At 72.8% G+C, this 15,164-nt stretch carries 12 protein-coding genes; 9 read left to right on the forward strand and 3 right to left on the reverse strand.

Features of this window, described 5'->3' with window-relative positions; translation table 11 throughout:
• Positions 1–124 precede the first annotated feature (124 nt).
• The 9 genes from AB0F77_RS19530 (at position 125) to AB0F77_RS19570 (ending at position 12,878) form a co-directional block, all read left to right on the forward strand.
• Positions 125–1,771: a PucR family transcriptional regulator gene (locus tag AB0F77_RS19530; RefSeq protein ID WP_361949698.1), complete on the forward strand. Its 1,647-nt coding sequence runs from the start codon at positions 125–127 to the stop codon at positions 1,769–1,771.
• Positions 1,772–1,951: 180 nt separating this feature from the next.
• Complete coding sequence (locus AB0F77_RS19535) at positions 1,952–3,397, forward strand: aldehyde dehydrogenase family protein (RefSeq protein WP_361949701.1); 1,446 nt, start codon at positions 1,952–1,954, stop codon at positions 3,395–3,397.
• 186 nt (positions 3,398–3,583) lie between these two features.
• The gene (locus AB0F77_RS19540; protein ID WP_361949704.1) at positions 3,584–5,515 is read left to right on the forward strand and encodes an acyl-CoA dehydrogenase family protein; all 1,932 of its coding nucleotides are present in this window, start codon (positions 3,584–3,586) and stop codon (positions 5,513–5,515) included.
• Positions 5,516–5,598: 83 nt separating this feature from the next.
• Positions 5,599–6,861, forward strand: a complete 1,263-nt coding sequence (dxr, locus tag AB0F77_RS19545) for a 1-deoxy-D-xylulose-5-phosphate reductoisomerase (protein ID WP_361949707.1) — start codon at positions 5,599–5,601, stop codon at positions 6,859–6,861.
• An 8-nt stretch (positions 6,862–6,869) separates the two neighbouring features.
• Complete coding sequence (locus AB0F77_RS19550; RefSeq protein ID WP_361949852.1) at positions 6,870–8,162, forward strand: site-2 protease family protein; 1,293 nt, start codon at positions 6,870–6,872, stop codon at positions 8,160–8,162.
• A gap of 169 nt (positions 8,163–8,331) precedes the next feature.
• A complete protein-coding gene (gene ispG / locus AB0F77_RS19555; RefSeq protein ID WP_361949710.1) occupies positions 8,332–9,489 on the forward strand; it encodes a flavodoxin-dependent (E)-4-hydroxy-3-methylbut-2-enyl-diphosphate synthase in 1,158 nt (385 codons plus the stop codon).
• A 144-nt stretch (positions 9,490–9,633) separates the two neighbouring features.
• Positions 9,634–10,482, forward strand: coding sequence for a GNAT family N-acetyltransferase (locus AB0F77_RS19560; protein ID WP_361949713.1), 849 nt, complete (start codon positions 9,634–9,636; stop codon positions 10,480–10,482).
• Between the two features lie 50 nt (positions 10,483–10,532).
• Positions 10,533–11,063, forward strand: coding sequence for a GNAT family N-acetyltransferase (locus AB0F77_RS19565; RefSeq protein ID WP_361949716.1), 531 nt, complete (start codon positions 10,533–10,535; stop codon positions 11,061–11,063).
• A gap of 105 nt (positions 11,064–11,168) precedes the next feature.
• Complete coding sequence (locus AB0F77_RS19570; RefSeq protein ID WP_361949719.1) at positions 11,169–12,878, forward strand: proline--tRNA ligase; 1,710 nt, start codon at positions 11,169–11,171, stop codon at positions 12,876–12,878.
• A 238-nt stretch (positions 12,879–13,116) separates the two neighbouring features.
• Here the strand turns inward: AB0F77_RS19570 and AB0F77_RS19575 are convergent, their stop codons facing one another.
• Genes AB0F77_RS19575 through AB0F77_RS19585 form a run of 3 tightly spaced genes read right to left on the reverse strand, consistent with a single transcriptional unit; the run spans position 13,117 to position 15,081 of the window.
• Positions 13,117–14,025, reverse strand: coding sequence for an aminoglycoside phosphotransferase family protein (locus AB0F77_RS19575; protein ID WP_361949722.1), 909 nt, complete (start codon positions 14,023–14,025; stop codon positions 13,117–13,119).
• 34 nt (positions 14,026–14,059) lie between these two features.
• Complete coding sequence (locus AB0F77_RS19580) at positions 14,060–14,557, reverse strand: DUF4439 domain-containing protein (protein ID WP_361949725.1); 498 nt, start codon at positions 14,555–14,557, stop codon at positions 14,060–14,062.
• A complete protein-coding gene (locus tag AB0F77_RS19585) occupies positions 14,554–15,081 on the reverse strand; it encodes a hypothetical protein (RefSeq protein ID WP_361949728.1) in 528 nt (175 codons plus the stop codon). Before AB0F77_RS19585 ends, AB0F77_RS19580 begins: the two co-directional genes overlap by 4 nt.
• Positions 15,082–15,164: the final 83 nt, after the last annotated feature.

A 15,164-nucleotide genomic window follows, 5' to 3' on the forward strand; every position in this document is an offset into this window, starting at 1 on the left:
GCACGGGGTCGGCCGCCGGGCCACCCGCCGACCGGTACGGTGAGGCAGAATCGACATAGGCTGTTCATACGAAGCGGCCAAAAGATCACAACGATCACCCGATCTCCTCAGACCTGAAGGCCCCATGCCCCCGACGCTGTCCTCGCTCGTCCACCACTCCGCGCTCAAGCTCACCGTGCGCGCGGGCGAGGACCACCTCGACGTGCCCGTGCGCTGGGCACACGTCAGCGAGCTGGCCGACCCCGTGCCGTACATGGAGGGCGGGGAACTGCTCCTGATCACCGCGCTCACACTGGACGCGGAGGACCCGGAGGCCATGGCCCGCTATGTGAAGCGGCTGGTCGGCGCCGGAGTGGTCGGGCTGGGGTTCGCCGTCGGCGTCAACTACGACGAGGTCCCGGGGGCGCTCGTCGACGCGGCCGGGCAGGAGGGGCTGCCGCTACTCGAAGTGCCGCGCCGCACCCCCTTCCTCGCCATCAGCAAGGCCGTGTCCGCCGCGATCGCCGCCGACCAGTACCGCGCCGTGACCGCGGGCTTCGCCGCCCAGCGCGAGCTGACCCGGCAAGCCCTGGGCGCCGGTCCCGAGGGACTGCTCACCGCCCTCGCCGCCCAGGTCGACGGCTGGGCCGCGCTGTACGACGCCTCGGGCGCCGTCGTCGCCGCCGCGCCCGAGTGGGCGGGCCGCAGGGCCGCACGGCTCACCGCCGACGTGGAACGGCTGCGCGACCGGCCCGCGCCCGCCTCCTCCGTGGTCGGCGGCCCCGAGCACGAGGACCGCGTCGAACTGCACTCCCTCGGCACCGGCCGCCGCCCCCGCGCCGCCCTCGCCGTCGGCACCGCGGCCGCCCCCGGCACCGCCGAGCGCTACGCCGTCCACTCCGCGATCGCCCTGCTCACCCTCACCACCGAACGCTCCCGCTCCCTGCACGCGGCCGAGCAGCGGATCGGCGCCGCCGTCCTGGGCATGCTGCTCGCCGCGGAGCCGGACCACGCGCGGGCCGTCGCGGGCGACCTGTACGGCTCGCTCCTCGACGCGCCCTTCCGGATGATCGTCGCCGAGTCCGTGGCCGCGTCGGCCGCGCGGGCGCACACCGGCGCGGCACCGGTCAGGCCGAGCGCCGCCGCCCTCGCCGCCGCCGACGCGGGCGGCGACCCGCTCGGCGGGCTCGCGGAGACCGTGGAGTCCGCGGCCGCCCGCTCGGGCGAGGCCGTGCTCGTGGTGCCCGACGGGGAACGTCTCGTGGTGCTGGCCGCCGACGGGGGCGCCGCGGTCGCCGCCTGCGCGGAGTACACCGCCGCCCTGGAGGCCGCCCGCTCCCTGCCCGAGCGGGGCACGGCGGACGAGGACGAACTCGTCGTCGGCCTCTCGGCGCCCGCCGGACCCATCGCCGCCTCCGCCGCCTACAAACAGGCCGAACAGGCCCTGTCGGTGGCCCGCAGGCGCGGCCGGGTCCTCGTCGAGCACGACCAGCTCGCGTCGGGCTCCGTGCTGCCCCTGCTCGCCGACGACGCGGTCAAGGCGTTCGCGGACGGACTGCTGCGGGCCCTGCGCGAACACGACGCCACGGGCCGCGGCGACCTCGTCGCCTCGCTGCGCGCCTGGCTCTCCCGCCACGGCCAGTGGGACGCGGCCGCCGCCGACCTGGGCGTCCACCGCCACACCCTGCGCTACCGGATGCGTCGCGTCGAGGAGATCCTCGGCCGCTCCCTGGACGACCCCGACGTGCGCATGGAGCTGTGGCTGGCCCTCAAGGCGACCGCACCCGAGTAGGTCCGCCGGTCAGCCCGCCGGTCAGCCCGCAGGACACGGTCGCGGGACCACGTCGTACGACAAAGCGTCGTACCGCAGGACGCGACTACTACGGCTCGGACAAACGACCCCCGCCCGGCCCGGACCTACCGTGGACCACGCACACCACGCACACCTCCGACGAAGGGCCGGGACCCGCCCATGACCTCCACCCACGCCTTCTGGCTCGCCGGCCGCCAGGTCACCGGCGAGGACACCTTCGACGTCACCTCCCCGTGGGACGGCCGGCTCGTCGGCACGGTGAGCGTGCCGACCGACGCCCAGGTCGAGGAGGCCGTCGCCGCCGCCCACGCCGTGCGGGACGACTTCGCCGCCACCCCGGCCCACGTCCGGGCCGCCGCCCTCGACCATGTCAGCCGCCGCCTCGCCGAGCGCGCCGAGGAGATCGCCCGGCTGATCTGCGACGAGAACGGCAAGCCGATGAAGTGGGCGCGCGGTGAGGTCGGCCGCGCCGTCTCCGTGTTCCGGCTCGCCGCCGAGGAGGCCCGCCGCTTCAACGGCGGCGAGGCCCAGCGGCTCGACACCGACCCCGGCGGCCGGGGACGGCTCGCCCTGACCCGGCGCTTCCCCAAGGGCGCCGTGCTCGGCATCGCCCCGTTCAACTTCCCGCTGAACCTGTGCGCCCACAAGATCGCCCCGGCGATCGCCGCCGGCGTCCCGATCGTCCTCAAGCCCGCCCCGGCCACCCCGCTGTCCGGCCTGGTCATCGGCGACCTGCTCGCCGAGACCGAGCTGCCGGCCGGTGCCTGGAGCATCCTCCCGGTCGCCAACGACCGCATGCCCGCCCTCGTCCAGGACGAGCGCCTGCCGGTGATCTCCTTCACCGGGTCCGAGAAGGTCGGCTACGCGATCATGGACTCGGTGCCGCGCAAGCACTGCACCCTGGAGCTGGGCGGCAACGGCGCAGCCGTCGTGCTCGGCGACTACGCCGACGACGCCGACCTCGACTGGGCCGCCGGCCGCATCGCGACCTTCTCCAACTACCAGGGCGGCCAGTCCTGCATCTCCGTGCAGCGCGTCATCGTCGACGCGGCCGTGTACGACCGGCTGCTGCCGCGCATCGTCGCCGCCGTCGAGGCCCAGGTCACCGGCGACCCCGCCGACGACAGCACGGACGTCGGCCCGCTGGTGAGCGAGGACGCCGCCAAGCGCGTGGAGTCCTGGGTCGACGAGGCCGTCGCCGCGGGCGCCACGCTGCTGGCGGGCGGCAAGCGCGACGGCGCCTCCTACACGCCGACCGTGCTCGTGGACGTGCCCGCCACCGCGACCCTCGCCTGCGAGGAGGTCTTCGGACCGGTGCTGACCGTGCAGAAGGTGGACGGCGAGGCCGCGGCCTTCGCCTCCGTCAACTCCTCCAAGTACGGCCTCCAGGCAGGGGTGTTCACCCACGACATCCAGGCCGCCTTCCGCGCCCACCGCGCGCTGGAGGTCGGCGGCGTGGTCATCGGCGACGTGCCCTCCTACCGCGCCGACCAGATGCCGTACGGCGGCGCCAAGCAGTCCGGCGTCGGCCGCGAGGGCGTCCGCTACGCCATGGAGGACTACACCTACGAGCGCGTCCTGGTCCTCACCGACCTCGCCCTCTAGGGCCCGCTCACCCGCCCCGAGGGGCCCGCCGCCGGAAGGAACCCGGCGGCGGGCCCCTCCGCCGTCTCCCGGGCCGCTCGGCCGAACGGCCCGGCCCGCCTGGTGACATCGCCGCGATTCGGGTAGCAGTAGCACTGGCGACAACAAACGGTCCCACTCATCCCTCTTCGTGGCGAGGTGAGCACCATGTCCGCTCCAACCCGACGACGCACGGTCACCGAGCGCGAGGCCCGGCAGGTGGCGGAGGCCGCCCGGGAACAGGACTGGCACAAGCCCAGCTTCGCCAAGGAACTCTTCCTCGGCCGCTTCCGCCTCGACCTGATCCACCCGCACCCGCTGCCCGCCGAGGACGACGTCCGGCGCGGCGAGGAATTCCTCACCAAGCTCCGCGACTTCTGCGAGACCCGCGTCGACTCCGCCGCCATCGAGCGCGACGCCCGCATCCCGGACGAGGTCGTGGACGGGCTCAAGGAACTCGGCGCCCTCGGCATGAAGATCGACACCAAGTACGGCGGCCTCGGCCTCACTCAGGTGTACTACAACAAGGCCCTCGCCCTCGTCGGCTCCGCGAGCCCCGCGCTCGGCGCCCTCCTGTCGGCCCATCAGTCCATCGGCGTACCCCAGCCGCTCAAGCTGTTCGGCACCCAGGAGCAGAAGGACACCTTCCTGCCCCGCTGCGCCCGCACCGACATCTCCGCCTTCCTGCTCACCGAGCCCGACGTCGGCTCCGACCCCGCCCGCCTCGCCACCACCGCCGTCCCCGACGGCGACGACTACGTCCTCGACGGCGTGAAGCTGTGGACCACCAACGGTGTCGTCGCCGACCTGCTCGTCGTCATGGCACGGGTACCGGCGTCCGAGGGCCACCGCGGCGGCATCACCGCGTTCGTCGTCGAGGCCGGCTCCGAGGGCATCACCGTCGAGAACCGCAACGCCTTCATGGGCCTGCGCGGCATCGAGAACGGCGTCACCCGCTTCCACCGGGTCCGCGTCCCCGTCGCCCACCGCATCGGCCCCGAGGGCGCGGGACTGAAGATCGCCCTCACCACCCTCAACACCGGCCGGCTGTCGCTGCCCGCGATGTGCGTCGGCGCCGGCAAGTGGTGCCTGAAGATCGCCCGCGAGTGGTCGGCCGCCCGCGAGCAGTGGGGCAGGCCGGTCGCACTGCACGAGGCCGTCGGCTCGAAGATCAGCTACATCGCCGCCACCACCTTCGCCCTGGAGGCCGTGCTCGACCTGTCCTCCCAGATGGCCGACGAGAACCGCAACGACATCCGCATCGAGGCCGCCCTCGCCAAGCTGTACGGCTCCGAGGCGGCCTGGCGGATGGCCGACGAACTCGTCCAGATCCGCGGCGGCCGCGGCTTCGAGACGGCCGACTCCCTCGCCGCCCGCGGCGAACGCGCCGTCCCCGCCGAGCAGATCCTGCGCGACCTGCGCATCAACCGGATCTTCGAGGGCTCGACCGAGATCATGCACCTCCTCATCGCCCGCGAGGCCGTCGACGCCCACCTGTCGGTCGCCGGCGACCTCATCGACCCCGAGAAGTCCCTGTCCGACAAGGCACGGGCCGGCGCGGGCGCCGGGGTTTTCTACGCCAAGTGGCTCCCCAAACTCGTCGCCGGACCCGGACAACTCCCCGCCTCCTACGCCGAGTTCAAGCACGAGGTGGACCTCTCCCCACACCTGCGCTACGTCGAGCGGCACGCCCGCAAGCTCGCCCGCTCCACCTTCTACGCCATGTCCCGCTGGCAGGGCCGCATGGAGACCAAGCAGGGCTTCCTCGGCCGGATCGTCGACATCGGCGCCGAACTCTTCGCCATGAGCGCCGCCTGCGTACGGGCCGAGCTGCTGCGCGCCAGGGGCGGCAACGGCCGCGAGGCCTACCAGCTCGCCGACGCCTTCTGCCACCAGGCCCGCATCCGCGTCGACGAACTCTTCTCACGCCTGTGGAACAACACCGACGACCTGGACCGCAAGGTCGTCAAGGGCGTCCTCGGCGGCGTCTACGAGTGGCTGGAGCAGGGCGTCGTCGACCCCTCGGGCGAAGGCCCCTGGATCGCCGACGCGACCCCGGGCCCCAGCGAACGGACCAACCTGCGCCGCCCGATCAGGTAACCCCGCGCCCGCGTCCCCCGGCCCGCCACCCGCCCGGGGGACGCGCTGTCCGGCCCGGCCGCGCTTGCCGCAACAATGGAGGGATGAGCGACAGTCCAGCACCCCTCGCCGACCCCCACCTCGTCTACGACCCCCTCGCCGGCGACGGCCCGAAGGACGTGGTGATCCTCGGCTCCACCGGGTCCATCGGCACCCAGGCCATCGACCTCGTGCTGCGCAACCCCGACCGCTTCCGGGTCACCGCCCTGTCCGCCAACGGCGGACGCGTCGCCCTCCTCGCCGAGCAGGCCCGCCGACTGCGGGCACGGACCGTCGCCGTCGCCCGCGAGGACGCCGTACCGGCGCTGCGCGAGGCCCTGGCCGCCGAGTACGGCCCCGGGGAGCCGCTGCCCGAGATCCTCGCCGGACCCGACGCGGCCACCCGGCTCGCCGCCTCCGACTGCCACACCGTCCTCAACGGGATCACCGGCTCCATCGGCCTCGCGCCCACCCTCGCCGCCCTGGAGGCGGGCCGCACGCTCGCGCTCGCCAACAAGGAGTCGCTCATCGTCGGCGGCCCGCTGGTCAAGGCGCTCGCCAAGCCGGGGCAGATCATCCCCGTCGACTCCGAGCACGCCGCCCTCTTCCAGGCGCTGGCGGCCGGCACCCGCGCCGACGTCCGCAAGCTCGTCGTCACCGCCTCCGGCGGCCCCTTCCGCGGCCGGACCAGGGCCGAGCTGGCGCACGTCACCGTCGAGGACGCCCTCGCCCACCCCACCTGGGCCATGGGTCCGGTCATCACGATCAACTCCGCGACCCTCGTCAACAAGGGCCTGGAGGTCATCGAGGCGCACCTGCTCTACGACATTCCCTTCGATCGCATTGAGGTGGTCGTCCACCCCCAGTCGTATGTTCACTCGATGGTTGAGTTCACCGACGGCTCCACGCTCGCCCAGGCGACGCCCCCCGACATGCGGGGGCCGATCGCCATCGGTCTCGGCTGGCCCGAACGGGTACCGGACGCGGCGCCCGCCTTCGACTGGAGCAAGGCGTCCACCTGGGAGTTCTTCCCCCTGGACAACGAAGCGTTCCCCTCGGTGAACCTCGCCAGGCACGTCGGCCGGCTCGCCGGTACGGCCCCGGCGGTGTTCAATGCCGCCAACGAGGAGTGCGTCGAGGCGTTCCGTAACGGTGCCCTGCCCTTCAACGGGATCATGGAGACCGTCACACGGGTGGTCGAGGAGCACGGCACGCCCCCCACGGGAACTTCGCTCACCGTGTCGGACGTCCTCGAAGCGGAGACCTGGGCCCGGGCCCGGGCCCGGGAACTGACGGCACAGACGGCGACCGCGGAGGCCCGTGCATGACAGCCCTGATGATGATCCTCGGCATAGTCGTCTTCGTGATCGGCCTGCTGGTGTCGATCGCCTGGCACGAGCTGGGACACCTGTCCACCGCCAAGCTCTTCGGCATCCGCGTGCCGCAGTACATGGTCGGCTTCGGCCCGACCGTCTGGTCACGCAGGAAGGGCGAGACGGAGTACGGGATCAAGGCCATCCCGGCCGGCGGCTACATCCGCATGATCGGCATGTTCCCGCCGGGCGAGGACGGACGGATCACCGCGCGCTCCACCTCGCCCTGGCGCAGCATGATCGAGGACGCCCGCTCGGCCGCCTTCGAGGAGCTGAAGCCCGGCGACGAGACCCGCCTCTTCTACACCCGCAAGCCCTGGAAGCGGGTCATCGTGATGTTCGCGGGCCCCTTCATGAACCTGATCCTCGCGGTCGGCCTCTTCCTCACCGTCCTCATGGGCTTCGGCATCACCCAGCAGACCACCACGGTCAGCTCGGTGTCGAAGTGCGTGATCTCCCAGAGCGAGAACCGCGACACCTGCCGCGGCACCGACAAGGCCGCCCCGGCCGCCGCCGCGGGCCTCAAGCCCGGCGACCGGATCGTCTCCTTCGACGGGACGCGGACCACCAGCTGGAACCAGCTCTCCGACCTGATCCGCGCCACCCCCGGCAAGGACGTCGCCATCGTCGTCGACCGCAAGGGCCAGGAGGTGACCCTGCACGCGCAGATCGCCACCAACAAGGTCGCCGAGAAGGACTCCAGCGGCCAGATCGTCGAGGGCCGGTTCGTCACCGCAGGCTTCCTCGGCTTCAGCGCAGCCACCGGCGTCGTCCGCCAGGACTTCGGCGACTCCGTGACCTGGATGGGCGACCGGCTCGGCGAGGCCGTCGACTCCATCGCGAGCCTGCCTGCCAAGATCCCCGCCCTGTGGAACGCGGCCTTCGACGGGGCGCCCCGCCAGCCCGACTCACCCATGGGCGTGGTCGGCGCGGCCCGGGTCGGCGGTGAGATCTTCACCCTCGACATCCCGCCCACCCAGCAGCTCGGCATGGCCCTGATGCTGGTGGCCGGCTTCAACCTCTCCCTCTTCCTGTTCAACATGCTCCCGCTGCTCCCGCTCGACGGCGGGCACATCGCGGGCGCCCTGTGGGAGGCGTTGCGCCGCAACCTGGCCCGGGTGCTGCGCCGCCCGGACCCCGGTCCGTTCGACGTGGCGAAGCTGATGCCGGTCGCCTACGTGGTGGCGGGGATCTTCATCTGCTTCACCGTGCTCGTCCTCATCGCGGACGTGGTCAACCCCGTCAAAATCTCGTAGCCACGCGTTGTTCACGGCGGTCCGGGACACTGCGTCCCGGACCGCCTCCCCCCGGGTGGTCCGCCGGGTGGGATGTGCTCGCGCCCCGGCCGGTGCCGTAATCTCGAAGCCTGGAGCCCGCCGTTTCCGGGACCGGATCCTGAATCCACGACTTGGGGTTGCACAGCAGATGACTGCGATTTCTCTCGGCATGCCGTCCGTTCCGACCAAGCTCGCCGAGCGCCGGAAGAGCCGCCAGATCCAGGTCGGATCAGTGGCGGTCGGCGGAGACGCACCCGTCTCGGTCCAGTCGATGACCACGACCCGCACCTCCGACATCGGCGCCACCCTCCAGCAGATCGCCGAGCTGACCGCCTCCGGCTGCCAGATCGTCCGCGTCGCCTGCCCCACGCAGGACGACGCCGACGCCCTCGCCACCATCGCCCGGAAGTCGCAGATCCCCGTCATCGCGGACATCCACTTCCAGCCCAAGTACGTCTTCGCCGCCATCGAGGCCGGCTGCGCCGCCGTCCGCGTCAACCCGGGCAACATCAAGCAGTTCGACGACAAGGTCAGGGAGATCGCCCAGGCCGCCAAGGACCACGGCACTCCCATCCGCATCGGCGTCAACGCCGGTTCGCTGGACCGCCGTCTGCTCCAGAAGTACGGTAAGGCCACCCCCGAGGCGCTGGTCGAGAGCGCCCTGTGGGAGGCGTCCCTCTTCGAGGAGCACGACTTCCACGACATCAAGATCTCGGTCAAGCACAACGACCCGGTCGTGATGATCGAGGCGTACCGCCAGCTCGCCGCCCAGTGCGACTACCCCCTCCACCTCGGTGTCACCGAGGCCGGCCCCGCCTTCCAGGGCACCATCAAGTCGGCCGTCGCCTTCGGCGCCCTCCTCAGCCAGGGCATCGGCGACACCATCCGCGTCTCCCTCTCGGCCCCGCCCGCCGAGGAGGTCAAGGTCGGCCTCCAGATCCTGGAGTCCCTGAACCTCAAGGAACGCGGACTGGAGATCGTCTCCTGCCCCTCCTGCGGCCGCGCCCAGGTCGACGTCTACAAGCTGGCCGAAGAGGTCACCGCCGGCCTGACCGGCATGGAGGTCCCGCTGCGCGTCGCCGTCATGGGCTGTGTGGTCAACGGCCCCGGCGAGGCCCGCGAGGCCGACCTCGGTGTCGCCTCCGGCAACGGCAAGGGCCAGATCTTCGTCAAGGGCGAGGTCATCAAGACCGTCCCCGAGTCCAAGATCGTGGAAACCCTCATCGAAGAGGCCATGAAGCTGGCCGAACAGATGGAACAGGCCGGCCTCCCGTCGGGCGAACCCTCGATCTCGGTAACGAACTGAAGCCAGGGGGCGGGGGCGGAGCGACCAGCCACAAACGGCCCGCACCCGCCCGGAGACCGCAAGTCCCGAGCTCGGGGGCGCCAGGCCAAAGCAGCGCAGCTATAGTGCGGGGATCAGCAGAACCCCCAGCGTGAGGCCCCGTACGTGTTGACCCAGACCACCTCACGGGTGCTCGACCCGAGCGACCTGGACGCCGCGCTCGCGGTCCTCGACCGCGAGCCCGTCGCGAACGCCTTCGTGACGTCCCGTGTGCGGATCGCCGGTCTCGACCCGTGGCGCCTCGGCGGCGAGATGTGGGGCTGGTACGAGGACGGCATGCTGACGTCCCTCTGCTACGCGGGCGCCAACCTGGTCCCCATCTGCGCCACCCCCCGCGCCGTACGCGCCTTCGCCGACCGCGCCCGCCGGGCGGGCCGCCGCTGCTCCTCGATCGTCGGTCCCGCCGACGCCACCGCCCAGCTGTGGCGGCTCCTCGAACCGCACTGGGGCCCGGCCCGCGAGGTCCGCCGCCACCAGCCGCTCATGGTCACCGACCGCATGCCCGCCGACATCGCCCCCGATCCGTACGTCCGCCGCATCCGCAAGGACGAGATGGAGACGATCATGCCGGCGTGCGTGGCCATGTTCACCGAGGAGGTCGGCGTCTCCCCGCTGGCCGGCGACGGCGGACTGCTCTACCAGGCCCGGGTGGCCGAACTCGTGGGCTCAGGACGCTCGTTCGCGCGCACGGACGAGCACGGCAACGTCGTCTTCAAGGCCGAGATCGGCGCCGCGACCGCCCATGCCTGCCAGATCCAGGGCGTCTGGGTGGCCCCCGAGTACCGGGGCAGGGGACTGGCCGCCCCCGGCATGGCAGCCGTCCTGCGCTACGCCCTCGCCGACGTGGCCCCCCAGGTCAGCCTCTACGTCAACGACTTCAACACCCCGGCGAGACGGACGTACCAGCGCGTGGGCTTCCACGAGGTCGGCGCGTTCATGAGCGTCCTGTTCTAGCGCCCCGACAGGCACCGTACACACCACGCACCCCCCTGTAAGCTCCCGCCATGGACCTCGTCATCGGCCCCCTCGACCTGTCCGCCCACGTAGACGAGGCACTGGCCGTCCAGGCGATAGCCTTCGGTCTGGGCCCCGACGAGGTCGCGGTCCGCCGCCAGATCGTGGTCCGTCACATGACCTACCCGGGCGCGCGGGCCCTCGGCGCGAGCGTCGGACGCCGCCTCGTCGGATTCGTGTACGGCATGCCCAACGACCGCACCCACTGGTGGTCCACCGTCGTGGAGCCCTACCTCCGCGCCGAAGGAACCGACGCCTGGCTCGACGACTCCTTCGTGATCACCGAACTGCACGTCCACCCGGACCACCAGAACCGCGGCATCGGCCGCGCCCTGATCACCGGCATCACCGACGGCGCCGCCGAACCCCGCTCGATCCTCTCCGCCATCGACACCGACAGCCCCGCCCGCGGCCTGTACCGCTCCCTCGGCTACCAGGACCTCGCCCGCCGGGTCCACTTCCCCAGCGCGCCGAAGCCGTACGCCGTGATGGGAGCCCCCCTCCCGCTGCGCCGCCGATAACCGATTTCCACCGGGCCAGCGGCCCCGGTTAACCTCCTGCCATCATCTCCTCCACTCTCGGCTTCGCAGGAGCGGGGGACCCCCAGCAGCAGGAGTACGAGAAACATGGCGAACGCACCGGTCCAGCGCATGTCCCAGTTGATGGCCAAGACGTTGCGTGACGACCCGGCCGACGCCGAGGTCCTCAGCCACAAGCTGCTCGTCCGCGCCGGCTACGTGCGCCGCACCGCCGCCGGTGTGTGGAGCTGGCTGCCGCTCGGCCGCCGGGTCCTCGTCAACGTCGAGCGCATCGTCCGCGAGGAGATGGACGCGATCGGCGCCCAGGAGGTGCTGCTCCCCGCCCTGCTGCCGCGGGAGCCGTACGAGGCCACGGGCCGCTGGGAGGAGTACGGCCCCGAGCTGTTCCGCCTCAAGGACCGCAAGGGCGGCGACTACCTGCTCGGCCCGACCCACGAGGAGATCTTCACCCTGCTGGTGAAGGACCAGGCGACCTCGTACAAGGACCTGCCCGTCGTCCTCTACCAGATCCAGAACAAGTACCGCGACGAGGCCCGCCCGCGTGCCGGCATCCTGCGCGGTCGCGAGTTCCTGATGAAGGACTCGTACTCCTTCGACCTGGACGACGACGGCCTCGCCCGCTCCTACGCCCTGCACCGCGAGGCGTACCGGCGCGTCTTCGACCGGCTCGGCCTCGACTACCGCATCTGCGCCGCGACCGCCGGCGCCATGGGCGGCTCCAAGTCCGAGGAGTTCCTCGCCCCGGCCGAGGCCGGCGAGGACACCTTCGCGGACTGCCCCAACTGCGACTTCGCCGCCAACACCGAGGCCGTCGGCTACACCCTTCAGCCGGTCGACGGCTCCGCCGTGCCCGCCGCCGAGGAGATCCCGACCCCGGACACCCCCACCATCGAGACCCTGGCCGCCTCCCTCGGCGTACCGGCCTCCGCCACCCTGAAGAACCTCCTCGTCAAGGTCGGCGGCGAGATCGTCGCGATCGGCGTGCCCGGTGACCGCGAGGTCGACATGGACAAGGTCGAGGCGCACTTCGCGCCGGCCGGCGTCGAGATGGTCACCGAGGAGGACTTCGCGACCCGTCCGGACCTGGTGCGCGGCTACGTCGGCCCGCAGGGCCTGGAGAAGGTCCGCTACCTCGCCGACCCGCGCGTGGCGCCCGGCACCGCGTGGATCACCGGCGCCAACAAGCCGGACCTGCACGCCAAGAACGTCGTGGCGGGCCGGGACTTCGAGGTCGACGAGTACCTCGACGCCGTCGTGGTCCAGGAGGGCGACCCCTGCCCCAAGTGCGGCACCGGCCTCAAGCTCGACCGCGCCATCGAGATCGGCCACATCTTCCAGCTCGGCCGCAAGTACGCCGACGCCCTCAAGCTCGACGTCCTCGGTCAGAACGGCAAGCCGGTCCGCGTGACCATGGGCTCCTACGGCATCGGCGTCTCCCGCGCGGTCGCCGCCCTCGCCGAGCAGACCGCCGACGAGAAGGGTCTGGTGTGGCCCCGCGAGGTCGCCCCGGCCGACGTCCACGTGGTCGCCGCCGGCAAGGCCCTCCAGACCGAACTCGCCCTGGAGGTCTCCGAGAAGCTGCGCGCCGCCGGACTGCGTGTCCTGGTCGACGACCGCGCCGGGGTCTCCCCGGGCGTGAAGTTCACCGACGCCGAACTCATCGGCGTCCCCCAGATCCTGGTCGCCGGCCGCCGCTCGGCCGAGGGCGTCCTGGAACTGAAGGACCGCAGGACGGGCGAACGCGAGGAACTCCCGGCCGAGGAGGCCATCACCCGCCTCACGGCTCTACAGGCGTAGTGCCCCGGCAGGCGACGTTTGCCCGTTGAGGAGCGGCGTCCGGTGCGTGCTCTCGGTGTGCCGGGTGCACGCCCTCGTACGGGATGTACTCGGGTTTGTGCCCGGTGCGGCGAGAGTGCGTGCCGGGCGTCGCGACGGGGCGAACGTCGCCTGTTGGGGCACTAGTCACGGCACACGACGGGCCGTTCCCCGCCGGCGTGACAGGGGAACGGGCCGTCGGTGTGCGGTGCGGGCGGTGCTACAGCCAGCCCGCGAACTCCAGGAGGAGTTCCGCGTCCTTCTCGCGGCCCACCCGGTGGGCGCGCACACCCGACTCCACCGCCCGGAACAGGGTCCAGCCCCTCAGGCGGTCCTGGTCGACCTCCAGGGACTCCGCCAGCCGCTTCACCCGGCGGCGCGTCGTGGCCGGGCCCGACGACGCCGCGATCAGGTCCTCCACCCGGTCGCGCACCAGCCGCGCCAGATCGAAGGCGCACTCGCCCACCACCGGGTCGGGACCGACCGCGAGCCACGGCATCCGCTCCCCGGCGAGCACCTTGCTCTGCCGGAACGTGCCGTGCAGCAACCGGTGTTCGGGCGGCGCGACCAGAAGCTCCGCACGCGCCGCGAGCGCCGCGTCGACCAGCGGAGCCACCTCCGGGTCGGCCTCCGCACCCGCCCGCATCGCCACCGCCTGCCGCTCCGTCCGCTCGGCGACGGTCTCGAAGCGGTGCGCGTCCGCCCCCTCCGGCGGCGCCACCCACAGCCGCCGCAGCGCACCCGCCGCCTCCAGCAGCGCCTTCGCCTCCGGCAACGACCGCACCGACACGTCCGGATGCAGCCGCTCCAGCAGCAGCACCCCCTCGGCGACCGTGTCCGGCAGCAGCTGCACGGCCCCCAGCCCGTCCCAGTGGGCGAGCGCTGCCCGCTCACTCTCCGGACGCGCCCGCCGCGGCGCCAGCTTCAGCACCGCAGGGCTGCCGTCCGCCCGCCGCACGAGGACCACCAGACTGCTGCGCCCACCCGGCACCTGGACCCGCTCGACGGTCAACTCGCGCTGTTCGACGGCCCCCCGGGCCGCCTCCGGCAGCCTCTCCAACCAGTCGTCACCCTCGGGCGCCGTCTCACCGAGCGCCCTGACCAGGCGCCGCGGCGGTTCGAAAGCCATGCGCGAGTCGTTCCCTTCCTGCTGAGTGACGGGGTCAGGCCGGCGGAGCCGGCGAGCCCGTCGCCGACGCGGGCGCCGATGCCGTACCGGACGCCTCACCGGCCCGTTCGGCGAGACCAGGGAAGGCTACGCCGCCCCCGCGCCAGCGCACGGCCCGCACCGCCGCCTCCCGCAGCGCCTGCGCCGCCTCACCCCGCCGCGCACCCCCCGTGGCCCGCACCAGGTCGGAGTAGACCCCGGCCACCCGGTCCTCCAGCTCCGCCGCCAGCCGCACCGCGGCCGCCGCGTCCGGCACCGCGAAGGGCAGCGCGTACGCGGCACTGGACGCCACCGGCTCGCCGCCCAGGTCACGCACCTCACGCACCAGCGCGTCCCGCCGGGCCCGGTGCGCGTCGTACGCCGCCCGCGCCTCCGCGCGCCGCTGGGTGCCGACCCGGCCCCCGACCACGCCGTACCCGTACACCGCCGCGTGCTCGGCGGCCAGCGCCGCCTGTGCCGCCGTCAGTTCCGCGGCCCTGCCCTCGTCGCTCACTTGCCACCCTCCGTCAGCAGATACGCGTGGGCCGCCCCGGCCGCCGCCACCGACGCCAGCAGCCGCGCCAGTTCGCCCGGCACGTCCAGCAGTTGCTTCGCGCGCCGGTCGGCCAGCGCGCGCTCGGCGGCGGCGAGGCCGGCGAGCGCGTCCTTCTCGGTCGCGGGCACCGCCGCCTGCGGCGCCGCGGGCGCGACCGCCGAGGAGGAGGGCGACGCCGTGGCCCGCGCGCCGTCCGCGAACGCCGCCGCGTGCCGTACGACCTCCGCCCGCAACGGCCGCAGCCGCTCCGCCAGTCCGGGGTGCGCCGCGAGGACCGCGTCGTACCGCTCCACGAGCCCGAGGCTGTCGCGGTTCGCCCGCGCGCGTTCCCGCTCCTCGGGCGACGGACCGGACTTCGTGCCGGCGCCGGAGCCCGCGCCGGCCGACGAACAGCCCGCGAGCAGCGCCGCACCGGCGGCCGTGACGAGCAGGGATCTTCTGCGCGGCCCGGTCAGGGCCCGCGGAGGCGAGGGGAGGGGCACGGCAGACGTCCTCGGGGAACTCGTACGGGGGGAAGAACCGGCAGGGGGCGACTCGCCCGTGATCACGGTACCCGCGCACACGC

This window comes from Streptomyces sp. NPDC026672 (assembly GCF_040638185.1).
In the GTDB taxonomy this organism is placed as follows: Bacteria; Actinomycetota; Actinomycetes; order Streptomycetales; family Streptomycetaceae; genus Streptomyces.